The sequence below is a fragment of the Nitrospirota bacterium genome (assembly GCA_016219645.1).
GTDB lineage: Bacteria > Nitrospirota > Nitrospiria > Nitrospirales > Nitrospiraceae > Palsa-1315.
Genome location: JACRLR010000067.1, coordinates 60,936 through 87,252, shown reverse-complemented (window position 1 = coordinate 87,252; position 26,317 = coordinate 60,936). Strand labels below are relative to the sequence as shown.

The following is a 26,317-nucleotide window of genomic DNA, read 5'->3' as shown; positions in this document are numbered from 1 at the left end:
CGATGCCTCTGTACGAATATCGCTGTCTCGACTGTAAGAAACGGAGCACACTCCTCGTAATGAGTCTGGCTCATCAGGCGCCGGCAGCCTGCTCCCATTGCACGAGTGCTCGGGTGGAGCGAATCCTGTCACGATTTGCCTCGCCGAAATCCGAAGAGGCTCGCCTGGAGGCCCTGGCAGATCCCGGTCATCTGGCGGGGCTCGATGAAAATGACCCGAAGAGCATGGCCAGATTCATGAAAAATATGGGTGAGGAGATGGGGGAAGATCTTGGTGACGACGTCTTAGAGGCGATGGAATCCGGCGAAGCCGGTGGCATGGAATCGGATGGCACTGACAGGCAATGACTTGAATTGTCATATATTTTCACTTGACAGATCGTGGCAATTTCCCTACCCTGGCGACTGTATCCGAAGCCTCGTGAGGCGTATGGACCCCTATCAAGTCAGGTTCTTCAATGGCCAGAGAGCCCAAGAGCGAGCTGATGACGGCGGAGGAGACCTGCCTCTATCTCAAGATTACCCAGCGTACGCTCTATCGTTACCTCAGGAGTCGCCAGATTCCCGCTTTCAAGCTAGGAAAAGAATGGCGCTTCGTACGCTCGGATCTCGAACAGTGGATTCGCGGTCGCACCAGAACCACGCTGGCGTCGTAAAGGAAAGGCTCCATTGATGTTCGCCGGGGAATACCTCTGCAAAGTAGATGAGAAAGGACGATTTATTGTCCCCTCGCCGATCCGGGAACAGGTCGAGTCGGAGGGACAGGCTGTCGTCTTCCTGAAAGGGCCGGAAGAATCGACGCTCATCTACTCGATGAAAGAATGGGAAAAAGTCCTCGAACGGACGAAAACCACCCTCGACGAGGACCAGAGTCGGCTCTTCATGCACTTCGTTGTATCAGAAGCCGGGACATCGGAACTCGATAAGGCCGGTCGCATCCTCATTCCAAGTCGACTCAGAAAAGTTATTCCGTTAGACGAAGACCAGGAAATCATTCTGGTTGGCTTATATCATCGCATGGAGATCTGGAATCCGAGCACGTGGCGACGCTATATCTCCCAATCTGAAGAGCGGTATGAGCAGAACATGTCGAAGATCCTCAATCTCCTCTAAACTTACACGCATGCCTACGTTCCGGCGTCCCCCCCGATTTCCTTCTTCTCCTCGAGCTGTTCGGCTGGCCTCCTACCGAAGCCCTGATAAAAGAGTTGCGGTAATGCGTCTCCCCCTCAGAACGACGCCGAGTTCCCGCATGCCTGCGTCCCCATCTTTACACACACCGATCGGGAACCACGCGGTAGCCTTGACGCTCCCGGTGCCTCCCAGCGTGAACCATCAATATGCGACGGTGAACGGCCGGCGATTGATCTCTTCGGCTGGTCGCGCCTATAAGGTTCAGGTGGGGCAACTCGTGTGGTTGAAGCTGGCTCAGTCTGCTAACCGGGCTCACCTACTTGCGCGACTCCAATCGGAGTGGCTCGCCCTGTCCATCCAGTTCTTTTTCACCTCGGCCCTACGACGGGACGTCGACGGCGGACTCAAGATCGCACAGGATGCTCTCTGTGAGGGACTCGGCATCAACGATAACCGCATCGTTGAAATCCACCTCTACAAGTACATTGACAAAGACAACCCCCGCATCGAAGTGCATCTCACACCGACATCCAGGTCCTAGCCCCCACGCTGTACAGCAGTTCGATCAAAAATGCGGAGCCCAGGGGGAAACCCTCACCTATTCATACCGGAGAGCTTCGATAGGATTCAGCCGAGAGGCCTTGCTGGCAGGATACAGCCCGAAGAACAGGCCGACTGCGAGTGAGAAAAAAAACGCGATCCCGATGACGTTACCGGAAATGATGGTCGGCCAACCGGCTATCAGTGTCGTCAACTTGGTCCCGGCAATGCCGAGTACGATGCCCAGCGCGCCTCCCACCAGGCTCAAGGTTACGGCCTCGATCAAGAACTGCATCATGATATGCCGGCGTTTAGCTCCCACCGCCATGCGGACTCCGATCTCTCTCGTCCGTTCTGTCACAGAGACAAGCAAGATATTCATGATCCCGATCCCGCCAACTAACAGGGACACGGAGGCAACCGCAAATAACATCATCGTCAAGGTTTCGCTCGCGCCCTCCTGCACCTTCCCGATATCAACCTGCGTCCGGATCGTGAAGTCGTCGCTCTGATCGGCCTGAAGCCGGTGCCGTGCCCGTAACACTTCTCGAATTTGCTCGGCGGCCATCGGCAAGTCATCAACCTGATCTGTCGAGCCAAACATCGCCCCGACGGACCCAATAAACGACGTCCCGAACACCTTGCGTTCCGCTGTGCTGAAGGGAATGAACACCACATCGTCCTGATCGGCCCCTTGTGCCGACTGGCCTTTCGGCGCAAGAACTCCAATGACACGGAACGGCACATTTTTGATCCGAATCACCGCCCCCACCGGTTCTTCGCCTGGCTCAAACAAATTCTCCACGACTGTTTGACCGATGAGTGCCACTCGAGCAGCACTCTCCAAATCCGCCTGGGTGAAGGGACCACCACTCGTATAGGACCAGTCTCGAATGGTAAGGTAACTGGGCGAGATGCCGTTAATCGTCCCGTTCCAGTTTCGGTTTCCATATACGATTTGCATCACATCACGCTTGGCCCAGGCTGTATCAGCCAGCAAGGGAATGCGTTTTTTCAGGTCCAACGCGTCGGACACGGTAAGGGTCACCCCGCTCCCCTGTGCTCCCCGTACCCCGCTTGCGGAGCTTACCCCGGGGAAAATCACGATGACGTTCGTACCCATTGTCGCGATCTGTGCTTGCACAGCACGCTTGGCGCCCTCGCCGATACTCACCATCGCAATGACGGCGCCCACGCCGATGACGATCCCGAGCATCGTGAGGCCAGCACGCATTCTATTGCGAGCCAGGATCCGCAACGCGGTGAGAATCGTGAGCCACACAAACGCCGACATTTAGACCCCAACCGTACTGGACGCTGGCCGCGGTTTGGTCACGCGGTCGCTTAACACTTGTCCGTCTTTGATCACAATCTCGCGGGCGGCATAGGCCGCGACATCCATCTCGTGGGTCACCAGAATAATCGTAATCCCTTCGTCGCGGTTCAGTGTTTCCAGGATCTTCATGATTTCCTGGCTCGACTGGGTATCGAGGTTGCCGGTCGGCTCATCGGCGAGTAGCAACGAGGGCGACGTGACGAGTGCCCTCGCGATCGCCACACGTTGTTGCTGCCCTCCGGATAATTGGGTTGGATAATGGTGTTCTCTGCCCTGCAGCCCCACTCGCCCGAGCGCCGCTGCGGCCTGCGCCCGTTGCTCTGTGAGCGTGAGCCCCCGATAGAACAGGGGGAGCTGCGCATTTTCGAGTGCGCTGGTTCTGGGAATGAGATTGAAGCTCTGAAAAACGAACCCGATCTGCTGATTACGGATCCCGGCCAGCTGATCAGGCTTCAGGTTGCCCACCTCAATCCCGTTCAACCGATAGTGTCCCCTTGTCGGTTGGTCAAGGCAACCCAGAATATTCATCAAGGTGGATTTTCCTGAACCGGAAGACCCCATGATGGCGACGAACTCACCCTGCTCAATCGTGACACTCAGGCCGCGCAAAGCTTGGACTTCCACGTCGCCGACCCGATAGATCTTCCACACATCTTCGCATTGGATGAGCGTGGGCATCATCGTCTCTCGTGAAGCGTGAAGCGTGAAGCGTTTGAGAAGGAAAGAAGGTTTATGACGATGGATGTGACGGGAAGCAGGAATTCTTCTAGCGAGCGACGATTCACGAGATACGCTTCACGCATATTACATCCCTCGATTGCGCGAGGAGCCCCGTTGTCCGCCACTCCCGAAGCCTGGAGGCAGATCGCTTCCACTCCGCTCGCCTTTTGGTCGGTCAAGACCTACGACGACCGGGGTACCTTCCGACAACTCCTGCGACACAATTTCTGTTGCCAATCCATCGGAAATTCCAGTTTGAACACGGATGGGCTCGAGTTCCCCGGACAATCCTTGTTTCCACACTGTACGACTTGGCGCCACGACCCCTCTGCCAGCTGCCGCTGTCTGCTCTCCCCCCTTCTCTTTGGCTGGCTTACCGCTAGGCATAGAACGATCTCCCTGGCCCGCTGACGGAGGAGTGAATCGCAATGCGGCATTCGGCACTTTGAGCACGTCGTCTCGTTGAGCCACTACGATGGAGACATTCGCCGTCATCCCCGGCTTCAGGCGAAGATCCTCATTGTCGACGCTGACCACCACGTTATAGGTCACCACATTTTGCACGTTGATCGGCGCAAGGCGCACCTGACGGATCATGCCGGCAAATTGATGCCCTGGATACGCGTCAACCGTGAAGGTCGCCTCTTTCCCTTCGGTGATTCCTCCAATGTCCGACTCACTCACATTGGTATCGACTTGCATCTTGGTCAGATCGAGCGCGATCAAAAAGAGGTTCGGTGTGGCAAAGCTGGCTGCGATCGTTTGACCGACCTCCACGTTTCTGGCAACCACGATTCCGTTCACCGGCGAGCGAATAACGGTATACTTCAAGTCCAACTCTGCGGCATTCAGCACTGCCTCGGCTTGCTTGACTTGCGCTCCCGCCACATTCATTTGCGCTTCAGCGGCCTGGAAGTTCGTCGCGGCCACGTCGACGTCGTTCTGAGAGACGAACTGCTGCGCCACCAGCGATTTCACCCGATCGAGCTCGCGCTTCCGTTGAGCCAGGTCGGTCTTGACTCTTGCGACATTCGCCTTCGACATTTCAAGATTGCTGGCCGCTTGATCCCGCTTGGCTCTGAACGGTTCGGGATCGATCACGGCAACGATGTCGCCGGCCTTCACCACGGAATTGAAATCTGCGTGCAGGCTCTTGATCATGCCGGAGACCTGCGTCCCAACCTGCACTGAGACGACAGGATTGATCGTACCAGTCGCAGTCACAAGCGAAATGACCGGGCCTCGTTCGACCGGGGCGCTCCGATATCGAACCGGAGCTTTCCGTTCTCCATTGAAAACGACGTAGCCTCCGATCGCTAATCCAACAGCCAGAACCCCGATAATCAAGGCAGCACGGCGCATCGACTCGCTCCCTCATTCCCTCACCGACCAACTGTGTATTGTATCAACAAGACTGCAGGGAATCACCTGATTGACACAGCCTCCCTACGCCCCTCCCATACTGCGGAAAAACCTTCTCGGCACAGCAGAGCTTCAATTGCAGCACCTCAGGGACAAGAAGGGCCGAGGCGTACCCTCTGGGGTACGTTGAGGGTCTGAGCGATGCGAGAACGCCGCTGGCGGACTTTTTCAGCATCCTGCCAGAAAAACGAACAGGCCGTCCGCCGAATGGCGGACGGCCTGTCAGGCTTGCCGGGCTATGGTCCGATTAGGGACTGACGCTGATCCGCTCCTTGATCCCGTCAAAGACATCCTTGGGTACCACATTCTTCGCCACCAGTTCGCCCTTCAGTCGATAGGGACGATTCGTCACAATACGGTCCGCCACGTCTTTGGAAAGACCGAGTACCAGCACCATATCAGCTGCGGACGCCTTGTTGATGTTCATGGAAGAAGACATGGGCTGAGAAGTATTCGGCACTGAGGAAGCAGACTCTCCTGCAGGAGCGGGATTCACAGACGACACGGACGGCGCCGGAGATCCTGAAACGGAGCGCGACTGATCTTTCAGCTCTTTCTGATAACGAGCAACCAGAGCCTTGAGCGTCTCGTTGTGCCGCTTCACATCCTCGTATTCCTGACGCAGAGCCCGGTTCTGGAATGAGAGCTGTTTCACACGGTCTTCGAGTTCCTTGGTTCGTCCCTCGACCGTGCCACGTTCCTTGTCACGGCCATGCTGAATGCGCTCCAGCTCGTCATGAGAAACCTGGGCTTCGTTCACGAATTTCACATTGAGATCCTTGAGCGTCTTGACTTGCTGTTCCAGAGCATTCTTTTGCGCGCGTGTCCGCTCCAACTCAAACTTCGCCGAATCGACATCGACCATTGCCTCTTCATACTTCTTTTGACTGACACAGCCGACTAACGAAACCGCACCGATCACCACCACCATCATCCATCCTGACTTCATGCGAACCTCCCCTCCCCGGAACATGGTATCTGCTCACACGTAGGCCACCGCTCTTGACCGACAGGGTAATCGGTACGAAATGGCGATACGATGCCCATACGTATAACGTTGGGTGTATGCCATGCCTGGCCTTTTGTCAATAGATTTGGAGGTCCTCCGCGATCACCGATCGTCGTGCGGGGGTGCGGCGAATCATCTGTCCGCTTGACGGACTGTCCCCACTTTGTGAATATACTTAAGACTCGCCGTCCAGCCCGCATGATTCACGACGGTTCGTGGCGAAGGCGCGGCGCGCGACAAGCGCGAAGAGCGAGACTCGCGTGACGTGTGAGTCCTGTCCTGCCAGTCGCGCTTTTCCCGCCAGCCCCGCTCGTCTCGCTTAAATCAACCACCCGGGATTGCCGCAGAAGTGTTCATAAGAAGTGCAAGCTAAACAGAACTGCTCTCAGAAAGACTTTGTATGAACGAATGGGGTCCTGGTCTCGCCACGATCTTGGGAATCGTGGAAGGGCTGACAGAATTCCTACCAGTCTCGTCCACCGGCCACTTAATCCTCGTCGGCCACTTCCTGGGGTTCGAAGGCGACCTCGCGGCCAGCGCTGACATTTCGATCCAACTTGGCGCCATCCTGGCCGTCATCGCCTATGAAAGACACAAGCTCCTGTCCATGATCGGACTCGCTGCCCGAGAGCAGCAGAACGTCTCTACCATGATCCGAACACGTGGAACGACCCCCTGGTTGACCATCCTACGGACCTCCTGGGCGACTCATCGGAACTTTTGGTTTCTCATCGGTCTCGGAGTCGCATTTTTACCGGCAGCCGCGGTCGGGTTCCTCACACACGGCTGGATCAAAAGCCATCTCTTTACACCCCAAACCGTGGCCGTCTCCTCAATCGTCGGTGGGTTGATTATTCTCGCCGTCGAAGCACGTCGAGACCATGCGCGAATCCATCAACTCGAACAGGTAAGCCTGGCGTCGGCATTCTGGATCGGCGTAGCCCAGTGTGCCTCACTACTCCCCGGTATGTCCCGGTCCGGTTCTACGATCATCGGAGGGCTCTTCGTAGGGCTTGACCGGAAAGTCGCAACAGAGTACTCTTTTTTCCTCGCACTCCCGACTCTGATCACGGCGACGTGCTATCAGATGTGGAAATCGAGGGACGTGTTTCAACAAGACGACTACCTCGCACTCGGGATCGGAATGGTCGTGTCGTTTGTCGTCGCGTGGATCGTGATCGCAGCCTTTCTCTCGTTTGTGAAAAAGCATACGCTCAGGCCCTTTGCCTATTACCGAATCCTGATGGGCATCGCCGTCTTCTACATCTTTGGCTTTTAGGAGGATTTCTCACGATGGCTCAATCTCAATCCGATACGGTACATGTCTTCGACACCTGGGTCAGAGGGACAAAGGGACTGTTGCATTTCGACGTGATGACGACAGATGAGGCGACGGCACTGACACTCGCCAAAAAACACTTGGCGAGTATTGGGGAAGCCAACGTACCGGTGACGGTCAAGGAATGTCAGTTCTGCCACACCGAACCGCTTGTGATGTTTTCCTCCGAACAGCAACGGCAATTCCGTGAGCAGGGCGGGTTTATCATCACCCTCTCGACATAGCTGGCTGTGGCAGAACGGGCCAGCCGCAGGATGCTCAAAAAGGCCAGACTTCACACCACCCAACCCCGGCGCGCCAAGACGCGCCGTTCCGCAGGCAAGGCCGCAGCGGTTTTTCACACTATCTCTAAAGGGTGGCCTGGTCGCTCCTCGATTGCGCGCGTCGAACGAGCACCTTCTGAGCGTGCGCGTTCCGCGAGCAGGAGGACGACCAGGCTACCCGTTCCTTCCTTTTTCAGCATCCTGCTAGGAAGCTGGGGGAGATTCATGGGTGGCGAGCGGCACATCCTTCTTCTCAAAGGCAAAGTGGATGATCAAGAAGACCACCCCCACGCTGATTGCAGAATCGGCAACGTTGAAGGCCGGCCAATGGTATGTATCCACATAGACATCGAGAAAATCGATCACCTCGCCATATCGTAACCGATCGATCAGGTTCCCGATCGCCCCTCCAAGGATCCCGGCAATACTGAGCTGCCCCTTCCAATCTTTCTGCGGGAGCCGGAAGAGGATCGTTCCCAGTAGGGCCAGAGCAAAAAGCGACGTGATCCCAAAGAACACCATGCGAAAGGCATCGCTGCTGCCGGCCAGCAACCCAAATGCCGCACCGGGGTTGCGGATATAGGTCAGGCTGAAGAGATTGGGGATAATCGGAATGGATTCGTTCAGTCGCATCGACTGCATGATGGACAGCTTCGTTGCCTGATCGATCGCGACGATCACCCCACTGAGCAGCGCCAAGAGCAGATAGCGAACGGGACCGCTCATCACTGCACCGCCTCAATGCAACGATCGCAGAGGGTCGGAAAGGTCGTGCTTTTCCCCACCGCCTCACGATAGTTCCAACAGCGCTCGCATTTTCCGAATGAAGACCCTGTCGCCGTAATCACCAGAGGGACTTTCCCCTCACTGCTGGCGACCAGTGCGACCTGCGAGACGATAAAGAGCGTGGTCAGGTCCTTCCGGTAGGGATCAAGGAACTCGTAGGTGTCGGCATCGGCTTGAAGACGCACCGTCGCCTCCAACGAAGATCCAATAGTCTTATCACGCCGGCTTCCCTCCAACACACCTTGCACCTGGGTACGATAGGCCAATAACCGTTCCCATCGCTGAGCCAGCGCGGTATCCTGCCATCGGGGTTGGACCTCAGGAAATTCGCTCAGATGAACGCTGCTCACTCCGAGACGTCCGCCCACCTGCGTCACCAACGTCCGCCAGATCTCCTCGGCCGTAAAGCTCAGCACCGGCGCCACCAGCTTCGTCATGGCAACGACGATCTCGAAGAGTACCGTCTGCGATCCTCGACGCAAGGGTGAATCTGCTCGGAACGTGTAGAGACGATCCTTCAGGATATCGAGGTAGACCGCGCTCAGATCTACTGAACAGAAGTTGTTGAGGGCGTGGAAAATCGTGTGGAATTCAAAATCCTCATAGGACTTCCGAACCCGAAGGATCAGCTCGCTGAGCCGATGCAGAGCCCAACGATCCAACTCAGGCAGCTGCTCGTGCGGGATTCGGTCTTTTTCAGGATCAAAGTCGTATAGATTGCTCAACAGAAAACGAGCGGTGTTCCGAATCTTTCGATAGGCCTCGATCATATGGGTCAGGATTTCAGGAGAAATCCTGAGGTCATCGCGATAATCCTGCGCCGAGACCCACAAACGCAGAATTTCTGCACCCGATTGTTTGATCACATCCTGCGGCGCGACGACATTCCCGGCCGACTTGGACATCTTCTTCCCCTGCCCGTCGAGAACAAAACCGTGAGTCAGGACCGCCTCGTATGGCGCGCGATGATCCGTGACGACACCGGCCAACAAGGCGCTGTGGAACCAGCCCCGATGTTGATCCGATCCTTCTAGGTAGAGATCGGCCGGCCACCATTTCCGTTCTTTCAAGACAGCAGCGTAGCTGACGCCCGACTCGAACCACACGTCGAGAATGTCTCGCTCTTTCTCGAATACCGTTCCGCCGCACGTCGAACAGGTCGTGCCTCCGGGCAACAGGTCGGCAGTCGACTGCTCAAACCACATATCGGCGCCTCTAGACTCGAGCATCGTCGCAAGGTGTTCGATCACGGTCGTATCAACCAGCACAGACCGGCACCCGACGCAGGTGAAACCGGGAATCGGTACGCCCCACACACGCTGACGCGACAGACACCAATCTGGGCGGTTCTGGATCATCCCATTGATTCGATCCCGACCGTAGGCCGGAATCCAGCGGACTCGATCGATCTCTGCCAGAGCTTCTTTCCGAAGCTCATTCGTCTCCATCGACACGAACCACTGTTCTGTCGCACGGAAGATGACAGGATTCTTGCAGCGCCAGCAGTGCGGATAGGAGTGGTTCAACGACCCTTGGCCCAACAATCGCCCGTTGGCCTGTAGAAACTCCACAATCTTTGGGTTTGCCTTCAACACGTGCTGGCCGGCAAACTCTTTCACCACGTCAGTAAACCGCCCGGCGTTGTCGACCGGCGCCAGAATTTCCAACCGTTCCCCTGGCGTAGCCTTGGCATTGTGCTCAAGAACGAGGATGTAGTCTTCCATGCCGTGACCAGGGGCAATGTGGACACAGCCGGTACCCTGGTCGAGGGTCACAAAATCCCCAAGCAGAATAGGCGATAAACCGGTGGTCAGGGGTCGTTGCGTCTCCATCCCCTCAAACCCCTCTTTTCCCTTTTTCACTCCGAACAGGCGAGCCCCATCGAGCTTGCAGACCTTCGTTACGCTCTCCAGAAGCTTCTCCGCAACGATCAATACTTCGTCACCGACCTGGACGAATGCATAATTGATCTCGCCATGGAGGCAGACCGCTTGATTGGCCGGGAGAGTCCAAGGCGTCGTCGTCCAAATCACGACGGAGACCGACTTGATGCCGGCAGGGAACGAAATGCCAGGGAAGGTCTTGCTGAGCACCGTGGGCGACGTGACCAACGGAAACTTCACATAGATTGAAGGAGAGGTGTGATCGTCGTATTCCACCTCCGCCTCAGCAAGAGCTGTTTGATCTGCCGTGCACCAGAGCACGGGCTTCAGCCCCTTATAGACGCCTCCCCGCTCCACGAATTTCCCGAATTCACGGATGATCGTCGCCTCATAACCGGGATTCATCGTGAGATAGGGGTTCTGCCAATCGCCCAAGATACCGAGCCGCTTGAATTCTTCCCGCTGAATCTTGACGTACTTCTCCGCATACTCCCGACAGAGGTGGCGGATGGCCGGAGTATCGAGCGTCTTCTTCTTGTCGCCGAGTTCTTTGAGGACTTGATGTTCGATCGGAAGGCCGTGGCAGTCCCACCCTGGCACATAAGGCACCTGGTAGCCCGCCATCGTCTTCGACTTGATGATGATGTCCTTGAGGATCTTGTTCAACGCGTGGCCGATATGGATGCGGCCATTCGCATAAGGCGGTCCATCGTGCAAGATGTACCGAGGTTTGCCTTTCCCCGCTGCCTGAATCTGTTCGTACAAGCCTTCACGCTCCCACAAGGCCAGGAGCTCAGGCTCCCGTTGCGGAAGGTTCGCCTTCATGGGGAAATCGGTCTTGGGAAGATTGAGCGTAGCCTTATAATCCATGACCTGTCTGGTCTCTCACGGAAATCTTAGAATGTGATTGGATCAAGGGTAGGAATATACCGGAATGACAGGCGAGGCACCAGCCCTTAGCCTTGATGCAGGATCGTCAAAAACGTCTTCCAGCAAGGCCGCAGCGAGCGAATATGCGAGGCGTACCCTTCACACCCGCCCGCCCCGAGCAGTCAGAACAGCTCTATCCCGAGCGGTACGTTGAGCATGGGAGCGACACGAGAACGATGCCCGGGAAAGGGCGCGTCACGGCGCGCCGGGGCTGGGCGGGTGGAATTAAGCCGTTTTTCACGATCCTGCTAACTGACGGACATCATGCGGTCCAGCGCAACCCTGGCCCAATGTTTCTCATCGTCCGGAACGACGATGTGGTTCACGACATGGCCGTCGACAAGGTTCTCCATCGCCCAACAGAGATGGGCTCCATCAATCCGGAACATCGTCGCGCACTGGCAGACAGTAGACGACAGGAAAAAGACTTTCTTATCGGTCAGGTCACGCTTGAGACGGTTGACGAGATTGAGTTCTGTCCCAACCGCCCAGGCCGTACCGACTGGAGCTGCCGTCACAGTCTTGATGATGAACTCCGTCGAACCGGAAAGGTCCGCCTTGTTGACGACATCTTCATGACATTCAGGATGAACGATGACTTTCCCCTCCGGATATTGCTTCCGGAAGTTGTCCACGTGGACCGGCTGGAACATCTGGTGAACACTGCAGTGACCTTTCCAGAGAATCAACTTGGCCCGCTGGATCGCTCCGCGCGTATTGCCCCCATTGAGTTGAAAGGGGTCCCAGACAATCATCTCTTCTTTAGCCAGACCCATCTTGTTCGCCGTATTGCGGCCCAGATGCTCGTCCGGGAAAAAGAGGATCTTCTCCCTCCTTGCCCAAGACCAGTCAATCACCGCCTTGGCGTTGGATGAGGTACAGGTAATCCCTCCGTGTTCGCCGCAAAAAGCTTTCAGTACCGCGGCAGAGTTGACGTAGACCGCCGGCATGACCGTCTCTTCCACCGGGAGAATCCGTCCCAGGGTTTCCCAGCAGTGATCGACCTGCTCGATGGCCGCCATGTCTGCCATAGAACAGCCTGCGGCCATGTCCGGAAGGATGACCGTTTGTTTGGAGCGGCTCAGGATATCTGCCGTCTCGGCCATGAAATGCACGCCGCAAAAAACGATGTAGGGCCGCTCTGATCGCTCGGCTGCCAGCTTTGAGAGGAGGAGAGAGTCCCCGCGAAAATCGGCATGTTCGATGACTTCATCCCGTTGATAGTTATGACCGAGGATCATAACCCTCTCACCCAACAGGCGTTTCGCTTCAGCCGTCCGGCGGAACAGTTCCTCCGCAGACAATCGCTGGTAGTCCGTGATCGGTTTGGGAAGTGTCGAGACTATCGGCATTCGTTCCTCAGGAAAATGGCGTCTGGCATCATTCTACGTTAGGGTACCCCGACAATCAATGAAGCGGCCCTGAAAGGAAGTCCTACCCCTCGATAGTTCGGTCGGTTCACCTACGATAGGTCCAATACCCCGTTGACAACGAGATGGGCGGGCGATACGATCCACCGTCGAAGCTAGGGGAGCCACATGGCTGAGAGTCCGCCCGAACGGATGACCCTCAGAACCTGACCTGGGTAATACCAGCGTAGGGAAGCGAGAACAACCGAGTGCCGTTGCTCTCTCTGCCGCACCCCCTAAGCCTCAGGTGCGGCTTTTTTATTGTCGATTTCGAGCACAGTTCACGTTCTGGAGAAAGGATCTCCCCATGAGCGACCATATGATCGGCAATGGATCTGCGGCTGGGAACGGACATGGGTCTACCGGATCACGCTTGACCACCACACCCTTCCCCGCTTCGCGCAAAGTGTACGTGCAGGGGACACAGGCTGGTGTGCGGGTCCCAATGAGAGAGATCAGTTTGACCGCTACCAAGTCGATGAATGGAGGTACACCCGCCGCAAACGAACCGATCACGGTGTACGATACCTCAGGCCCCTATACAGACCCGGCCGGCAAGATCGATCCACAGGCCGGATTGGCACCCTACCGCCGGAACTGGGTGATCGGTCGGAACGATGTGGTCGAACTCTCAGATATTTCGTCACAGTACGGCCGGCTACGCGCTGCCGATCCGAAACTGGATCCGCTTCGCTTTCAACACATCCGCAAGCCACTGCGAGCCAAACCCGGCAGGAACGTCACCCAAATCCACTACGCCAGAAAAGGCCTCATCACTCCCGAAATGGAGTTCATTGCGATCCGGGAAAACCAATCCCGTGAAGTGGCGCGCGAACTGGCCATGCGAAACGGACACGGCGGCGGGGTCACACAGCATCCTGGCCAGTCGTGGGGCGCCAGCATTCCCTCCATGATCACGCCGGAATTTGTCCGCGATGAAGTTGCCCGTGGCCGAGCCATCATTCCGGCTAACATCAACCATCCCGAAAGCGAACCGATGATCATCGGCCGCAATTTTCTGGTGAAGATCAACTCCAATATCGGCAACTCCGCAGTCGCCTCCTCCATCGAAGAAGAAGTTGAAAAGATGATCTGGTCCATTCGATGGGGCGCCGACACGGTCATGGATCTTTCCACCGGCAAGAACATCCACGAAACTCGCGAATGGATCATCCGTAACTCGCCGGTGCCGATCGGTACAGTACCGATCTATCAGGCCCTGGAAAAAGTCGGAGGCAAGGCTGAAGACCTGACCTGGGAACTATTTCGTGACACGCTGATCGAACAGGCAGAGCAAGGCGTGGACTACTTCACCATCCACGCCGGTGTGCGCCTCGCCTATGTGCCCATGACCGCCACACGCATGACCGGGATCGTGTCCCGTGGCGGAGCGATCCATGCGAAGTGGTGCCTGGCTCACCACGAAGAAAACTTCGCCTATACCCACTTCGAAGAAATCTGCGAGATCATGAAGGCCTACGATGTCTCGTTCAGTTTGGGCGACGGGTTACGCCCCGGCTCCATTGCAGATGCCAATGATGAGGCACAATTCGCCGAACTGGACACGTTGGGTGAACTCACCAAGATTGCCTGGAGCCACGACGTCCAAGTGATGATCGAAGGGCCGGGCCATGTACCCATGCACATGATCCAGGTCAACATGGAAAAGCAACTGAAGGCCTGCCAGGAAGCGCCCTTCTATACGCTGGGACCGCTCACGACCGATATCGCTCCGGGCTATGACCATATCACCTCCGGCATCGGGGCAGCCATGATCGGGTGGTATGGCTGCGCCATGCTCTGCTATGTCACGCCCAAAGAGCACCTTGGACTGCCGGACCGTGAGGACGTGAAGACCGGCGTCATTACCTACAAGATCGCTGCCCACGCGGCAGATCTGGCCAAGGGCCATCCAGGCGCGCAGATTCGTGATAATGCTCTGTCCAGGGCGCGATTCGAGTTTCGCTGGGAAGACCAGTTCAATCTATCGCTCGATCCGGACACAGCAAGGCTCTTCCATGATGAAACCCTGCCGGACAATGCTGCGAAGGTCTCGCACTTCTGTTCGATGTGCGGCCCTCATTTCTGTTCGATGAAAATCACGCAGGACGTCCGGGACTATGCCACGCAGTTACGGGTTGACGAACAGACAGCAATTCAGATCGGCATGAAGGAGAAATCCGAGGAGTTCCGAAAAACAGGATCGGAGCTCTATCAATAGAGCGAGCGAGGACGCTCAAAACGGTCATCCAACAAGGCCCGAGGGGAGTCGAAACCGGAGGCGTACCCTCTGGGGCGCACGGTGCGACGAATAAGGAGCACCACGTCTGTGCGCGCCGCCGAGTGGTGAGGTGGCCGGGTCCCCGGTGAGGATTTCGACGAGCCGAGAACGAAGCCGCGGAACGGCGAGTCTTGGCGCGCCGGGGTTGGGCGGGTGAGAAAAGTGGTCGTTTTCAGTATCCGTTGAACGGAGAATACGGTATGAACAAGCCCAAACCAGCTCCATTAAGAGAACGCGACATTACCAGGCAGATCGCGCGCGAATACTACAAAGAGTTCGATCAGCTCATCGAGAGCGATGTCATCATCGTAGGGGCAGGGCCTTCCGGCCTGATCTGTGCCCATGATCTGGCGGACATGGGCTTTCGCACCGTTATCGTCGAACAGAGCCTCGCGCTGGGCGGAGGGTTCTGGCATGGCGGATATCTCATGAACAAAGCGACGATCTGTGCCCCCGCTCACAAGATTCTCGAAGAGATCGGGGTACCGTGCAAAAAGATCAAGGACTGTGACGGGATGTACATGGTCGATCCGCCGCATGCCACCGGCGCCCTCGTAGCCGCGGCCTATCACGGCGGCGCCAAGGTACTGAACCTCACGCGCGTCGTCGATCTTATTCTCCGTCGAGACGGAGTCCTTGAAGGGGTCGTCGTGAACAACACGACTGCAGAAATGGCCGGCCACGACCTCATTCACGTCGACCCGATCGGCCTCGAAAGCAAGATCGTCGTTGACGCCACAGGCCACGATGCGGTTGTGGTCAATCTGTTGCACAAACGCAATCTGTACACCGCCGTTCCCGGCAATGGCGCCATGTGGGTCTCGCGCTCGGAAGAAGATGTCATGAATCATACCGGCGAGGTGTACCCCAATTGCTTCGTGATTGGATTGGCCGTCGCAGCAGTGCATGGTACCCCGCGCATGGGCCCAGCCTTCGGCTCAATGCTGCTCTCCGGACGCTATGGGGCGGAGCTCATTAAGAAGAAGTTGAAGAACGAATAGCAAACAAACTCCCTGCGGCTTCTCAAAAATGTCTCCAGAAAGGCCGCAGGGAGTGCGAACCCGGAGGAGGTACCGACCGCACTTCGTGGGGCCGTTCGCCCGTACACTGAATCTTGGCGAACGGAAAAACCCCTCCAGTGCGTCCGACTCTCCAAGAGTCTCGATTGGTACGTTGAGGAGTTCGCACGACCGAGAACGCCGCTGGAGGCATTTTTCAGAAGCCGCACTATGGATGTTCAAGATTTTCTCGTTCAAGGCGAAGGCCGTGAAGAAGACAAACGCGAGGCCTGGCAACTCTTTCAGCAGGCCTACGAGCGGCAGATGAAGGGCGAGTTGGAGGAAGCCGTTACACTCTACAAAAAATCGATTGAGACTCATCCCACCGCCGAGGCCTATACCTTCCTCGGATGGACCTACAGCTTCATGGGACGGCTCGATGATGCGATTGAGGAATGTCACAAAGCCATCGTGCAGGACCCGGACTTCGGCAATCCCTATAACGACATCGGAGCCTATCTCATCGAGAAGGGTGAATTGGACGAAGCGATTCTTTGGTTTCAGAAAGCCCTACAGGCGAGACGCTACGAGAGCCCGGCCTTCCCCCATCTCAATCTCGGTCGGGTCTATGAGCGCAAGGGCCAATGGACCGAAGCCATCGATTCCTATAAGAAAGCGCTGGCGCTCAATCCCAATTATACCTTGGCAAAGAAAGCGCTGGGACGATTGATCAGTTCGTTGAACTGAACTTGTTCATTTGGTTCATTTCGTTTATTTGGTTTGTTTGGTTTTTCTCGTTTCATTGGTGAAGGAAATGATTGCTGGACACAGAGGCTCAACGCCAACCAGACAAACCAAATGAACCAAACAAACAAAATAGACCAAATAAACCAAAAAACCATTCTCGTCGGTGTCACCGATATCTTTTTCTACACAAAAGTCCGCGACGCCCTGATGGCGAAGGGCTACCAGATCGAGCGGGCTCGTACACAACAGGAGGTTGCCGACAAGGCTTCGGCGACAATCCCATCCGCGTTCATCGTGAACATGAACGACGACAGATTCGATGCCTTGCAAGCGCTGGAAACCCTCAAAGCCGACGCGCGCTTGAAGACTATTCCCATCCTTGCCTTCGCGAATCACGAAGAAATCGATACATTCAACCGGGCCAGAGCGCTGGGAGTGACCATGATCGTCTCACGCAATGAGTTTTCAAGTCGCCTGAAAGATCTGGTCGACGAAATTCTCGCGGCAGGCGTAAGGAGTATAGGGCAGGAACACTGTCTTTCGCCTGACGCCTAACGTTTCACGCCTCACGGATTTAGGATGAAACAATCACGCCTCCACGAACATCACACGAAGCTCGGCGCAACCTTCGAAGAGGTCGGCGGGTGGAACATGCCCGCTCACTATGGAGATTGGGTCGCCGAATATCAGGCCGTGCGTCAAGCAGTCGGACTCTCCGACCTCTCGCACCGCGGCAAGATCCGCGTCACAGGCGACGACCGGATCAAATGGCTGCAGAGTCTCATCAGCAACGACATTCTTCCCCTCCAGCCTGGCCAGGGCCGCTATTCGAGCTTCCTCACACACAAGGGCAAGATGCTCGGCTACTTTCGCGTCTATGCCCTGTCCGATAGTCTCTGGGTGGAAGATGTCGGCGAAGTCGGCGATGCCACCTTCCAGGCCCTCAGAAAATTTCTGCTCTACGGCGTCAAGGCAAAGATGGAGAACTGTACAGAGTCCTGGGGGCTTTTGCTTGTCAGCGGGCCCAAGGCCTGCGCGACTGTCAGCGCCACCTTCGGTGTTGTGATGAGCGACCTCAAGCCGCTGAGCGCCATCTCAGCTCAGATCTGCAGCCATACCTCGTTCGTCCTCCGCACGGAGGAGACCGGAGAGGAGGATCTGGAAATATTACTGCCTGCTGATGCCCTCAACACAGCCTGGGAACGACTCATGGAGGCAGGTGCAAGATATGGCATCAAAGCCGTTGGTGGAACCGCCCGTGAGGCCCTCCGCATCGAAGCAGGCCTGCCAAAGGCCGGGCCCGACTTGAACGAAGAGATCGTCCCACCGGAAGCGAACCTAGAGGGCAAAGCTTTCAGCCTCAACAAGGGCTGTTACCCAGGCCAGGAGGTCGTCGCGCGGATAGACACCTATGGGAACATCCGCCGGAAGCTGGCGGGATTCCTGTTGAAAGATTCGACGGTCCCGCCCCATGGGGCGAAACTCTTCAGCGGAGACCGGGAAGTCGGCTGGATCAGCAGCGCGACACGCTCGCCGAAACTGAACGCCGTAATTGCCTTCGGTTTCCCGCTACGGGATTTTAGCGAACCGGGCACGGAACTGGCCGTGGAATTCAACAGCCGCAGACATCCGGCGACCGTCCACGCCTTGCCCTTCTATACGAAGGGCTAGTCCCCTTTCGAGCACGCAGTCCACGGTAAGGTCTCGGCACGAGCTCAACGCACTACCTTCTCATCGCATCTCGTTTCATCTAAAATGTCTTGTTGATTATCCGAATTGCATGGAGCCACACAGCCCAGACAACCTTGACAGAAAGTTTCAACAGCCGAGTTAGGAGAACCACATGACACAGCGGTGGTTGATGCTCATAGCGGTGTTCGCACTGGCACCGATGCTCATGGCCATGCGGCCGATGGATGAAGCGCTGCTCAAAGCATCGTTCAAAGGGGATCTTGGCGAGGTGACCACGCTCATCAAGAAGAAGGCTGACGTCAACGCGACAAACAAAGGCGGCTTCACCCCGCTTATTGTCGCAGCAGAAAAGGGACATCAAAGGATCGTGGCGTTGCTGCTGGCTAACGGCGCGGATGTGAAGCAGGCGACGACCAACGGCACAACCCCGCTCATCGCAGCAGCCGAGAAGGGGTATTGGAAAATCGTTCAACTGCTGGTCGTTCATGGGGCGCTGGTAAAACAGACAGCGGCGGATGGCACGACCCCGCTCATTGTCGCGGCTGAGAAGGGACATCGGGAAATTGTGGCTCTGCTGCTGGCCCACGGCGCGGATGTGGCACAAACGAGAACAGACGGCACGACATCACTCTTTATGGCAGCCCGGCAGGGATACCGGAGCATCGTCGCGCTGCTGCTGGCCCACAACGCAGACCCGGAGCAGGCAAGAACGGACGGCGTGACTCCGCTCTTCATCGCAGCCCAAAACGGGCATCGAGAAACCGTCGCCCTGTTGCTGGACAGCGGCGCCGACGTGACCCGGGCGAGAACGGACGGTACAACCCCTCTCATCGTCGCGGCAGAGCAGGGGCATCGCGACATCATCGCACTGTTGCTGGACAGGGGAGTGGATGTGAAACAGGCGACGACAGATACTAGTATGACCGCCTTACATGTTGCTGCATTGCACGGACATCGAGAGACTGTGGTCTTACTGCTCAAACAGGGAGCCGACAAATCAGCCAAGGCAACAACGGGAGACCGACCTGTGGACCTCGCGCGCCAGCACGGCCACAGCACCCTGGTCCCGATCCTGGAGCTGCCGACGCTGAAACCGTAACAAGGATACCGTGCGCGCGTTCTCAATGTCGCGCAACAGACGTCAACTCATACCTGCCAGGCTACGTGGGGAGAGGCACATGAACAAACGGTGGATGCTGCTGATTGCGGTGCTCGGATTCATTCCGATGGTCCTGGCCATGCGGCCGGTGGATGACGCACTGCTCAAAGCGGCGTCCAAAGGGGACCTCGGTCTGGTGCAGACCCTCATCGAGAAGCAGGCCGATGTCAACGCGGCAAACAAGGACGGCGAGACCCCCCTCTATAATGCGGCTGAGAAGGGAGATCAGGGCATCGTGGCGCTGCTCTTGGACAAGGGCGCGGACGTGAAGCAGGAGCGGGCAGACAACGGTGAACCACCACTGTTTATCGCAGCCCAGGAGGGGCATACTGAGATTGTCCGACTGCTGGTGGAGCACGGCGCGGACGTGAAGCAGACGAAGAAGGAGAACGGTGCCACCCCGCTCCTCATCGCATCTGCGAAAGGGCATCGGGATATCGTCGCACTGCTCCTGAACCACGGCGCGGATGTGAAGCCGGCGACGACGAACGGCTGGACCGCCTTGCATGTTGCCGCTGCACAAGGCCATCGAGAGATCGTCGCTTTACTGGTGATACAGGGAGCGAACAAATCGGCGAAGGATGCGAAGGGCCAACGCCCGGTCGATCGTGCCCGGCAGCAGGGCCACACAGAATTGGTACCGTTGCTGGAGCCGTAAGCAGGCGCATGACGTTCTCGGCACCCGTGAAGGGTCGTTCGCCCCTCACCCCTGACACCTTACCAGTCGGCTATTTCTCCGGATTTCTCGCTGCCGAGACCGCGCGCGCGAACGCGAGCAAGCTTGCACGTTCGTCATCATCCAACGCCAGCAAGAGATGCGCCTCCTCGCCGTGCATCAGGCGCAGGCTCAAGAACGGTTCTTCGCGGCGCTTTTCCTTGTTGTCCCACATCGCATCGATCAGCTGAACTTTGTCCAATTGGGCGACTGACAGCACATCATAGCGAAAGTACGAATCGCCGACGACTATGTCGAACAGGACATTGCCGGCCGTGAGCAGCAGGAGATTGAACCGTCCTTGATCCTCGTACCCTTCCGGCAAAAACTTATTGATATGGCACAGCGCGACTTTGCGGTCGCCGAGAGCTGCGCGGATCTTTTCTTTCAACGCCGGGTAATCGATCTGGAGGGGCTTTTCATCAAGCCCCGTCGCCGCCGCAGCGGCATTGTGCGCCTTGTCAAAAATCTCATCCGGCGACATCAAACCTGTCATGTCTGTCATCCTTTCATTCGAACCCTGTTAACTTGCCCGCATTATTCATGAACATTTCTGCTGCAATCGCCGATCCGCTGCTACGACGAGCCTTTGGCCGGCGGGCTCGCCCCCCCCGCCCTCACCCTCCCCCATATTATGGGGGAGGGATGGGAGGGGGCCCGACGAACTGTCATGAACAATGCGGGCGGGCAGCCTGCCGGGCCCTCATAGCCCTGGCTACGCCGATCAATCCAAGTCCGGCCCATGCAAATTCCAAGAAAATGAATCCGACCCGCTGATCTACAATGGCGACAATCCCCAGCAACAGCGATCCCACGATGTTGAACGCCAGGTATCCCGCGTTCAGTTCCCGCCAGATCCCACCCTGAAGCAGGCCATAGGCCGACAACACCATCAAAGCACCCAGCACGGAAATAAGCTGTAGGAGCATCAGACACCTCGTCTGGACACTACGCATGCAGCACGATGGCTGCGTACCCTAACTGGCCACTCATGGGGATTTCAAGTGGACGGTTCCGGTAGGCCGTGACTACCTGGCCGACAGACGATGGGAAAACCGCATGGCGCCAGCATCGTCGAGTACCGTGACGTCGAAGGATGACCTGGTCACTCGAATGAGGCCGAAATTGAAATACCCGCTTTCATTGATCAATGTGGTCGGACGCAACCCTGGATTGGGCGCCGTCAATCGGCCCGGTGCAGCGGATAAAGGACCGACGACAAACTCATGGAAGTCAGGAGTCCCGTCACCGTTCGGATCGTACTCATTGACCTGCACATAGTGAACATCGCCGCCCAGGAACACTACATTCTTCAGATTCCGGTCGAGAATGTGGTCCACAATCACCTGCCGCTCTCGCTCAAAACCAGTGCCATCAGTCCCTCCAGCCCAGCCATCGTTCCCGGGGGCACTCGCGCCTCCTCCCTTCGAAATGGACAGCGGGACACTCGTCACAATCACTTTCCACGTCGCGGTCGTCTCGGTGAGGCCCTTCAGCAGCCATTGAAGCTGCTTCTCTCCCAACATCGTTTTCGCCGGGCCGTCCTGATCGGCATTAGGGCTCCGATACTGCCTCGTATCGAGGATGAACAGCTCTAGATCCGCTCCGGCACGCACCGTTCGATAGAGCCGATTGGGATCTTCAGGCGCCGTGCGGATCGGCCAATACTCGCGCAAAGCCTGACGCCCGATCGGCATCCGGCTTTCAAATGGTCCTGAGAAGTTATTTTGAACTTCATGATCGTCCCAGATGGCGTAGACCGGGATGTCGCCGAGAAGCCGCCGCAAAGCCTCTGCACCCCGTTGATCGCGATGACGCGCGCGGTATTCGGCTAGAGTCGTCGCCCGAAAATCGGCGCCCGGCTCGTTCGGAGGCGACGGACACACATCATCTGCGTAAATCGAATCGCCGAGTAACAAGAAGAAATCGAGATGCTGGGCGCGCATCACATCGAAGATGGGGTACCCGGCAGCACCACGCCGGCAACGACCCTGACCACCCAGATCGCCGCTCCAGGCAAAGGTTAGAGGTGCCTGACTTTTTGCATCGGGGAGTGTCGTAAATTCCCCTTGTGCCGCTATTCGTACTTCGGTCTGTGTGCCTTCATACCCCTTCGGACCGACAAACACGTAAGATCGATACCTTGTGGCAGGCGCAAGCCCCTCAATGGAAATAGTCAGTGTGAAATCTGTTTCCGAGCCAGTCGTCATTAGCGGCGTCCGAGCCACGGGAACGACAGCTGTCGCCAACTTTGACAGGGTATCCCAGGCTGAGACCGGTGCCCACTCCACTTGAACCGCCATCGGTCCATCGGTCCGCAACCAGAGCAGAGCCGACTCGCCCGTCACATCCCCCACTGCAATACCCTGCGGCAGCGGATTCGTTGAGATCGCTGCTGTCTCGGCAAAGGGACTCCCGGGAGGAAGCCCTTCGCGAGACGCTGATACGCAGCCAAAGACAGCCGGCATACAGGCAAGAAGTACAAGCGGAAGGAACTGACGCATCATGTGGAATGGCTTACCGGAACGAGGGCAACTCGTCAAGGTTGGGCTGGTTGAAAATTGAGCCCCCTGTCCCTCATACTGCCCCTACCAAACGGAGTACCCAATGCACGATCTGACCTGTCTCATCAAAGGCTGCAAAGCGAAAGTGTATGCCCCAGCCGGCACCCACAGCATCTGCCGCGAGCACTTCATCAGCTACCTCACCTGGCGTCGGCGCAAAGGCCCCCAGATGTTTCTCACGTATGCCGGGATGACGATGGAAGAACGAGACCCCGTCGTCGCCGAATGGGCCAACACCATCCGCGTCGAAGAAATCCCCACTGCAGCAGCACCAAAAACCTAACGTCCCCTCCAAGCATCACGCAAGGGAATGGTTCCTCCCACCGTATTCCTTGCCACGTCGAAGAAGTCCCTACGGCCGAAAAGCCAAAGACCTGACTCTAAAATGTTTCACACACTTTTCCACCCACACCTCTCTACCCTCTACCAAACTACACTTTTTGGTAACCTGCGTTAGCATACGTGATGAACTTGTTAACGATGTTCCAAGTTAAGGTGAAGACATTGGCTCGTTCTGAATCACTGATTCCCCCACTTCCTCCATGTCTTATCGGATCGGCAAATCCTTTGATAGTCTCGATTTCCTCGCGGCCAACAGCTAGCTCGGAACGCAGCAGTTCCCAGGATGCCTTGTCATCTTTAGCCTTCATTTCCTGAAGAAAGAACTGCCTAAGACTTTCGATCCCTCGGTAACAGAAAAACCCGGTGTCTTTGGGGACGCGAATAGCTTCACGGAGATCGGCAAGGCAACGCTGAAGGTATTGTCCTTTCCTGTCGCCAAAGATACTGACAATGTTCTCAAATTTCACGCCCCCTCTTGCAGCGGAATTTTCGATAGCCGGGACCCCAACTCCAAATACAACAGGTGGATTCTCGACGGAATCAATCATCTGAATAATTTCAAGGTCATACCCACAAGCCAATGTGTATCCCAGCGCATCTAGTGCAACACGAATCACATCCTCAACAGTGTTCTTGAGTGTGTAAATGTTCTGTACCGGTCTACCACCGGCAAAAGTTGCCGTCACCTGAGATAGAGAAATGGAGTAGCGAACGACTCCGTCGACATCGCCATCCAGAGACTTTACCTGCGCGCGCAACTCCGTAATTGAGACATTGCATCGTTCCGGGTAAACCTTCCCGAAAAATGTGTATTGAACTGTACTCATCATTTTAGAAGTCACCAGACAATTTTAATTGGCCAAGCTGGTCGCTTAGACTGAGCCATTGATCAAGCCCTTCTCTCTTACAACAACATCAAGCGGGTAAGCTCGCGGTCTTCTCCTGCGCCCGTCGATTGAGGGCCTTCATGGAGCGCACGACCCAGAACTTCCTTTCTCCCTATTCCCCCCGGTATAAACAATGGGGGAGGGAGCTGGTTGGTCTCCGATTGCGCGCGTCCAACGAGGGCCTTCTCAGGCCGCGCGTTGCGCGAGCAGGGAGACCACCAGCTCCCTACCCCATCACCGCCGAACCATGATGATGAATCAACAACCACTCATCTCCGATCCGCTCGAAGAGATTCGTGGCTAACACTTGCGCCTGCTGCGGTTCGTCGGACTGTTGGCTCGTGATGTGCTCCACACAGACAACCCAGGCCAAATCGCCGGCCACCTGCACCGTCACGTCGGTCAGTTCGAATGTCATGGAAAAGGTATTGTTGAATATCAACACCCAGGAGTCGCGTACGGATGGCCAGCCAGACCGCAACGACCAGCCGGGATGGATGCAGGTCACATAATCTTGATGCGCCCAAATCGTATCCATCTCGCTGATGTCGAGATTGCCAAACGCGGCATAGAACGCGTGGTTTGCTTTGTTCACTTCCTCGATGCGTTGTTCCAACATGCGCGGCTCCTTACCCGGGAAAAGCGCTGTATCATACTGCAATCAAAGAGACGAGGGCGAGAGGGAGAATGGGAAAGGGAATAGTCAGGTCATCCTTCTTGCTCGCTGCCCGCTCACGATAAAACTGTGCTCGGTCAATGCGCGCAGGGAAGGATAACCTGACTATTCCCTTTTAGGGTAGGAAAAGAAGAACGGATCCTAATCTTGCAGGCTGCTCAAAAAGGCCAACCTTCTCACCCGCCCAACCCTGGCGCGCCGAGACGCGACTTTCCCAAGCAAGGCCGCAGCATTTTAGTACTCGCTCTCAAAAGGGTAGCCTGGTTGATCCTCGATTGCGTGCGTCGAACGAGCACCTTCCGAGCGTGCGCGTTCCGCGAGCAGGAGGACGACCAGGCTACCCTTTCCTTTCTTTTTCAGCAGCCTCCTATTTGGTGAGGCGGGATGTTTGCCAGTCCACGACCCAGACTCCGGCCAGAATCAGGACAATGCCCAGGATTTCGTTCATGCCCACTGATTCGTTCAACAGCGCCGCAGACAGAGCGATGGCGGCCACAGGAGTCAGATTGCCAAGAACCGAAGCGCGTGAAGGCCCAATACCCTTCACGCCATACAGCCAGGCCTGTTGCGCGATAGCCGTGGCGAAGAGAACCAAATACCCCAGCGCCATCCAATCCACCGGTGTCACAGACTCAAGTCCTGCATCCAGCATCTTGCGATCTGTCCACAAGAGGGGAATTTGAAGGACGGTGGCGACGAGCAAGGTCGTCCAATTGACGGTGAGGGCCGAGTGGCGCTCCATGAGTTGTCGACCGCCGATACTGTAGAGTGCCCAGCTCACGACGCCAAGAAAGACCAGCAAACTGCCGAGCAGCGGCTGATCGCCCGCGGCCTGGAACCCCGCGACAGAGACCAGCCCAACCCCTGCGAAGGACAGGAGACTGCCCGCCCACACAGCGCGCAGCGGAACGTCGCGAATCAACACGGCCGAGAGCAGCGAGGTCACCACAGGGCTCGACCCGATGATCACCCCTCCTACGGCTCCACTCACGTACTCGAGCCCCATGAGAATGAACAGATGGTTGCCCAACACGCCGAGCCCCAGCAGTCCCAGCATCCGTACATCCGTCTTGGTCAGCTTGGCCAAGGTGCCTTCTTGCCACCACCATGTGGTCAGAAGAATCGCCAGGCCGCCGATGTCTCTCAGTACTGAGGCTTCAACCGCTGAAAATCCGCTGAGAGCCAGCTTCTGGGCCACGATCGACCCGCCCCACAGCACAGCGGCAGCGATGATCGCACCATAGGCCAGACGACTCGACGGAGGTGTCATAGGTGATGGACACAGTCCTTGTTGACGGGCGTCACGCGATGCACATTCATGATGGTAGCCTGATCGCCAAAATCCCATCCCTGACTGTCACTCACACAGCTGTGATCAGCGGATCAGCTGATATCACCAGGCCCGATGATCACCTGAGACAAGGCCATCCGCTGTTGCGTTGCTTTTTGTAAAGCTCGACGAGATCTGATACAGGCTTGGAGTGGG

Annotated in this window: 27 protein-coding genes and 1 riboswitch; of the genes, 14 read left to right on the top strand and 13 right to left on the bottom strand. The window is 56.7% G+C overall.

The features are described 5' to 3' along the window. Window positions 1-2 precede the first annotated feature (2 nt). The 4 genes from HZB34_17395 to HZB34_17380 all read left to right on the top strand — a co-directional run bounded on the left by HZB34_17395 (window position 3) and on the right by HZB34_17380 (window position 1,674). Window positions 3-347, top strand: a complete 345-nt coding sequence (locus HZB34_17395) for a zinc ribbon domain-containing protein (GenBank protein MBI5317738.1) — start codon at window positions 3-5, stop codon at window positions 345-347. A gap of 110 nt (window positions 348-457) precedes the next feature. After that, a complete protein-coding gene (locus HZB34_17390; protein MBI5317737.1) occupies window positions 458-655 on the top strand; it encodes a helix-turn-helix domain-containing protein in 198 nt (65 codons plus the stop codon). A gap of 16 nt (window positions 656-671) precedes the next feature. Next, the gene (locus HZB34_17385) at window positions 672-1,112 is read left to right on the top strand and encodes a cell division/cell wall cluster transcriptional repressor MraZ (protein ID MBI5317736.1); all 441 of its coding nucleotides are present in this window, start codon (window positions 672-674) and stop codon (window positions 1,110-1,112) included. Between the two features lie 103 nt (window positions 1,113-1,215). Beyond that, window positions 1,216-1,674 (top strand): RusA family crossover junction endodeoxyribonuclease, encoded by a 459-nt coding sequence (locus HZB34_17380; protein MBI5317735.1) that lies wholly within the window; start codon window positions 1,216-1,218, stop codon window positions 1,672-1,674. Window positions 1,675-1,731: 57 nt separating this feature from the next. Here HZB34_17380 and HZB34_17375 read toward each other — a convergent pair whose 3' ends face one another. From HZB34_17375 to HZB34_17360, 4 genes are all read right to left on the bottom strand, one after another. Further along, window positions 1,732-2,967, bottom strand: a complete 1,236-nt coding sequence (locus HZB34_17375) for an ABC transporter permease (GenBank protein MBI5317734.1) — start codon at window positions 2,965-2,967, stop codon at window positions 1,732-1,734. Further along, on the bottom strand, window positions 2,968-3,687 hold the full coding sequence (locus tag HZB34_17370) for an ABC transporter ATP-binding protein (GenBank protein MBI5317733.1): 720 nt from the start codon (window positions 3,685-3,687) through the stop codon (window positions 2,968-2,970). It lies immediately after the preceding gene. A 126-nt stretch (window positions 3,688-3,813) separates the two neighbouring features. Then, a complete protein-coding gene (locus HZB34_17365; GenBank protein MBI5317732.1) occupies window positions 3,814-5,091 on the bottom strand; it encodes an efflux RND transporter periplasmic adaptor subunit in 1,278 nt (425 codons plus the stop codon). Between the two features lie 307 nt (window positions 5,092-5,398). After that, window positions 5,399-6,100 carry a hypothetical protein gene (locus HZB34_17360; GenBank protein ID MBI5317731.1) on the bottom strand — a complete coding sequence of 234 codons (702 nt, stop codon included), beginning with the start codon at window positions 6,098-6,100 and terminating at the stop codon, window positions 5,399-5,401. Between the two features lie 460 nt (window positions 6,101-6,560). Between HZB34_17360 and HZB34_17355 the strand changes: the two genes are divergently transcribed. Beyond that, window positions 6,561-7,439, top strand: coding sequence for an undecaprenyl-diphosphate phosphatase (locus tag HZB34_17355; GenBank protein ID MBI5317730.1), 879 nt, complete (start codon window positions 6,561-6,563; stop codon window positions 7,437-7,439). A 14-nt stretch (window positions 7,440-7,453) separates the two neighbouring features. Further along, window positions 7,454-7,723, top strand: a complete 270-nt coding sequence (locus HZB34_17350) for a DUF2024 family protein (protein ID MBI5317729.1) — start codon at window positions 7,454-7,456, stop codon at window positions 7,721-7,723. Between the two features lie 243 nt (window positions 7,724-7,966). On the opposite strand, the gene lspA is transcribed toward HZB34_17350, so the two are convergent. The 3 genes from lspA to nadA all read right to left on the bottom strand — a co-directional run bounded on the left by lspA (window position 7,967) and on the right by nadA (window position 12,713). Continuing rightward, window positions 7,967-8,488, bottom strand: coding sequence for a signal peptidase II (gene lspA / locus HZB34_17345; protein ID MBI5317728.1), 522 nt, complete (start codon window positions 8,486-8,488; stop codon window positions 7,967-7,969). Beyond that, window positions 8,488-11,301: an isoleucine--tRNA ligase gene (gene ileS / locus HZB34_17340; GenBank protein MBI5317727.1), complete on the bottom strand. Its 2,814-nt coding sequence runs from the start codon at window positions 11,299-11,301 to the stop codon at window positions 8,488-8,490. The genes lspA and ileS overlap by 1 nt, the downstream gene beginning before the upstream one ends. A gap of 308 nt (window positions 11,302-11,609) precedes the next feature. Then, window positions 11,610-12,713 (bottom strand): quinolinate synthase NadA, encoded by a 1,104-nt coding sequence (nadA, locus tag HZB34_17335; GenBank protein ID MBI5317726.1) that lies wholly within the window; start codon window positions 12,711-12,713, stop codon window positions 11,610-11,612. Window positions 12,714-12,878: 165 nt separating this feature from the next. After that, window positions 12,879-12,981, top strand: a riboswitch (TPP riboswitch). Between the two features lie 96 nt (window positions 12,982-13,077). Here nadA and thiC point away from each other — a divergent pair. From thiC to HZB34_17300, 7 genes are all read left to right on the top strand, one after another. Further along, window positions 13,078-14,991 (top strand): phosphomethylpyrimidine synthase ThiC, encoded by a 1,914-nt coding sequence (thiC, locus tag HZB34_17330; protein ID MBI5317725.1) that lies wholly within the window; start codon window positions 13,078-13,080, stop codon window positions 14,989-14,991. A 260-nt stretch (window positions 14,992-15,251) separates the two neighbouring features. Continuing rightward, a complete protein-coding gene (locus HZB34_17325) occupies window positions 15,252-16,052 on the top strand; it encodes a thiazole biosynthesis protein (protein MBI5317724.1) in 801 nt (266 codons plus the stop codon). Window positions 16,053-16,280: 228 nt separating this feature from the next. Next, window positions 16,281-16,796 carry a tetratricopeptide repeat protein gene (locus HZB34_17320; protein MBI5317723.1) on the top strand — a complete coding sequence of 172 codons (516 nt, stop codon included), beginning with the start codon at window positions 16,281-16,283 and terminating at the stop codon, window positions 16,794-16,796. A 111-nt stretch (window positions 16,797-16,907) separates the two neighbouring features. After that, window positions 16,908-17,351, top strand: a complete 444-nt coding sequence (locus HZB34_17315; protein ID MBI5317722.1) for a histidine kinase — start codon at window positions 16,908-16,910, stop codon at window positions 17,349-17,351. Window positions 17,352-17,375: 24 nt separating this feature from the next. After that, window positions 17,376-18,467 (top strand): aminomethyl transferase family protein, encoded by a 1,092-nt coding sequence (locus HZB34_17310; GenBank protein MBI5317721.1) that lies wholly within the window; start codon window positions 17,376-17,378, stop codon window positions 18,465-18,467. Window positions 18,468-18,639: 172 nt separating this feature from the next. Next, on the top strand, window positions 18,640-19,587 hold the full coding sequence (locus HZB34_17305; GenBank protein ID MBI5317720.1) for an ankyrin repeat domain-containing protein: 948 nt from the start codon (window positions 18,640-18,642) through the stop codon (window positions 19,585-19,587). A gap of 79 nt (window positions 19,588-19,666) precedes the next feature. After that, window positions 19,667-20,305: an ankyrin repeat domain-containing protein gene (locus HZB34_17300; protein ID MBI5317719.1), complete on the top strand. Its 639-nt coding sequence runs from the start codon at window positions 19,667-19,669 to the stop codon at window positions 20,303-20,305. A 70-nt stretch (window positions 20,306-20,375) separates the two neighbouring features. Here HZB34_17300 and HZB34_17295 read toward each other — a convergent pair whose 3' ends face one another. The 3 genes from HZB34_17295 to HZB34_17285 form a co-directional block, all read right to left on the bottom strand. Next, window positions 20,376-20,858 (bottom strand): hypothetical protein, encoded by a 483-nt coding sequence (locus tag HZB34_17295; GenBank protein ID MBI5317718.1) that lies wholly within the window; start codon window positions 20,856-20,858, stop codon window positions 20,376-20,378. A 172-nt stretch (window positions 20,859-21,030) separates the two neighbouring features. Beyond that, a complete protein-coding gene (locus HZB34_17290; GenBank protein MBI5317717.1) occupies window positions 21,031-21,291 on the bottom strand; it encodes a hypothetical protein in 261 nt (86 codons plus the stop codon). Between the two features lie 99 nt (window positions 21,292-21,390). After that, window positions 21,391-22,869 carry an alkaline phosphatase D family protein gene (locus tag HZB34_17285; GenBank protein ID MBI5317716.1) on the bottom strand — a complete coding sequence of 493 codons (1,479 nt, stop codon included), beginning with the start codon at window positions 22,867-22,869 and terminating at the stop codon, window positions 21,391-21,393. Between the two features lie 100 nt (window positions 22,870-22,969). Here HZB34_17285 and HZB34_17280 point away from each other — a divergent pair, with 100 nt between their 5' ends. After that, window positions 22,970-23,209 carry a hypothetical protein gene (locus HZB34_17280; protein MBI5317715.1) on the top strand — a complete coding sequence of 80 codons (240 nt, stop codon included), beginning with the start codon at window positions 22,970-22,972 and terminating at the stop codon, window positions 23,207-23,209. 148 nt (window positions 23,210-23,357) lie between these two features. Here HZB34_17280 and HZB34_17275 read toward each other — a convergent pair whose 3' ends face one another. The 3 genes from HZB34_17275 to HZB34_17265 form a co-directional block, all read right to left on the bottom strand. Next, the gene (locus HZB34_17275; GenBank protein MBI5317714.1) at window positions 23,358-24,098 is read right to left on the bottom strand and encodes a hypothetical protein; all 741 of its coding nucleotides are present in this window, start codon (window positions 24,096-24,098) and stop codon (window positions 23,358-23,360) included. Between the two features lie 283 nt (window positions 24,099-24,381). Further along, the gene (locus HZB34_17270) at window positions 24,382-24,774 is read right to left on the bottom strand and encodes a nuclear transport factor 2 family protein (GenBank protein ID MBI5317713.1); all 393 of its coding nucleotides are present in this window, start codon (window positions 24,772-24,774) and stop codon (window positions 24,382-24,384) included. Window positions 24,775-25,198: 424 nt separating this feature from the next. Continuing rightward, window positions 25,199-26,101 carry a DMT family transporter gene (locus tag HZB34_17265; GenBank protein ID MBI5317712.1) on the bottom strand — a complete coding sequence of 301 codons (903 nt, stop codon included), beginning with the start codon at window positions 26,099-26,101 and terminating at the stop codon, window positions 25,199-25,201. Window positions 26,102-26,317 lie beyond the last annotated feature (216 nt).

Excerpts from the sequence above, each read along its gene's own strand:
- HZB34_17290 (MBI5317717.1), bottom strand. The coding sequence starts at position 21,291 with ATGCTCCTACAGCTTATTTCCGTGCTGGGTGCTTTGATGGTGTTGTCG.
- HZB34_17365 (MBI5317732.1), bottom strand. The coding sequence starts at position 5,091 with ATGCGCCGTGCTGCCTTGATTATCGGGGTTCTGGCTGTTGGATTAGCG.
- HZB34_17385 (MBI5317736.1), top strand. The coding sequence starts at position 672 with ATGTTCGCCGGGGAATACCTCTGCAAAGTAGATGAGAAAGGACGATTT.
- HZB34_17370 (MBI5317733.1), bottom strand. The coding sequence starts at position 3,687 with ATGCCCACGCTCATCCAATGCGAAGATGTGTGGAAGATCTATCGGGTC.
- HZB34_17285 (MBI5317716.1), bottom strand. The coding sequence starts at position 22,869 with ATGATGCGTCAGTTCCTTCCGCTTGTACTTCTTGCCTGTATGCCGGCT.
- HZB34_17310 (MBI5317721.1), top strand. The coding sequence starts at position 17,376 with ATGAAACAATCACGCCTCCACGAACATCACACGAAGCTCGGCGCAACC.
- HZB34_17320 (MBI5317723.1), top strand. The coding sequence starts at position 16,281 with ATGGATGTTCAAGATTTTCTCGTTCAAGGCGAAGGCCGTGAAGAAGAC.
- HZB34_17280 (MBI5317715.1), top strand. The coding sequence starts at position 22,970 with ATGCACGATCTGACCTGTCTCATCAAAGGCTGCAAAGCGAAAGTGTAT.
- HZB34_17295 (MBI5317718.1), bottom strand. The coding sequence starts at position 20,858 with ATGACAGGTTTGATGTCGCCGGATGAGATTTTTGACAAGGCGCACAAT.
- nadA (MBI5317726.1), bottom strand. The coding sequence starts at position 12,713 with ATGCCGATAGTCTCGACACTTCCCAAACCGATCACGGACTACCAGCGA.
- lspA (MBI5317728.1), bottom strand. The coding sequence starts at position 8,488 with ATGAGCGGTCCCGTTCGCTATCTGCTCTTGGCGCTGCTCAGTGGGGTG.
- HZB34_17375 (MBI5317734.1), bottom strand. The coding sequence starts at position 2,967 with ATGTCGGCGTTTGTGTGGCTCACGATTCTCACCGCGTTGCGGATCCTG.
- HZB34_17360 (MBI5317731.1), bottom strand. The coding sequence starts at position 6,100 with ATGAAGTCAGGATGGATGATGGTGGTGGTGATCGGTGCGGTTTCGTTA.
- HZB34_17275 (MBI5317714.1), bottom strand. The coding sequence starts at position 24,098 with ATGATGAGTACAGTTCAATACACATTTTTCGGGAAGGTTTACCCGGAA.
- HZB34_17270 (MBI5317713.1), bottom strand. The coding sequence starts at position 24,774 with ATGTTGGAACAACGCATCGAGGAAGTGAACAAAGCAAACCACGCGTTC.
- HZB34_17380 (MBI5317735.1), top strand. The coding sequence starts at position 1,216 with ATGCGTCTCCCCCTCAGAACGACGCCGAGTTCCCGCATGCCTGCGTCC.
- HZB34_17395 (MBI5317738.1), top strand. The coding sequence starts at position 3 with ATGCCTCTGTACGAATATCGCTGTCTCGACTGTAAGAAACGGAGCACA.
- HZB34_17315 (MBI5317722.1), top strand. The coding sequence starts at position 16,908 with ATGAACCAAACAAACAAAATAGACCAAATAAACCAAAAAACCATTCTC.
- HZB34_17265 (MBI5317712.1), bottom strand. The coding sequence starts at position 26,101 with ATGACACCTCCGTCGAGTCGTCTGGCCTATGGTGCGATCATCGCTGCC.
- HZB34_17325 (MBI5317724.1), top strand. The coding sequence starts at position 15,252 with ATGAACAAGCCCAAACCAGCTCCATTAAGAGAACGCGACATTACCAGG.
- HZB34_17355 (MBI5317730.1), top strand. The coding sequence starts at position 6,561 with ATGAACGAATGGGGTCCTGGTCTCGCCACGATCTTGGGAATCGTGGAA.
- HZB34_17305 (MBI5317720.1), top strand. The coding sequence starts at position 18,640 with ATGACACAGCGGTGGTTGATGCTCATAGCGGTGTTCGCACTGGCACCG.
- HZB34_17300 (MBI5317719.1), top strand. The coding sequence starts at position 19,667 with ATGAACAAACGGTGGATGCTGCTGATTGCGGTGCTCGGATTCATTCCG.
- HZB34_17350 (MBI5317729.1), top strand. The coding sequence starts at position 7,454 with ATGGCTCAATCTCAATCCGATACGGTACATGTCTTCGACACCTGGGTC.
- ileS (MBI5317727.1), bottom strand. The coding sequence starts at position 11,301 with ATGGATTATAAGGCTACGCTCAATCTTCCCAAGACCGATTTCCCCATG.
- thiC (MBI5317725.1), top strand. The coding sequence starts at position 13,078 with ATGAGCGACCATATGATCGGCAATGGATCTGCGGCTGGGAACGGACAT.
- HZB34_17390 (MBI5317737.1), top strand. The coding sequence starts at position 458 with ATGGCCAGAGAGCCCAAGAGCGAGCTGATGACGGCGGAGGAGACCTGC.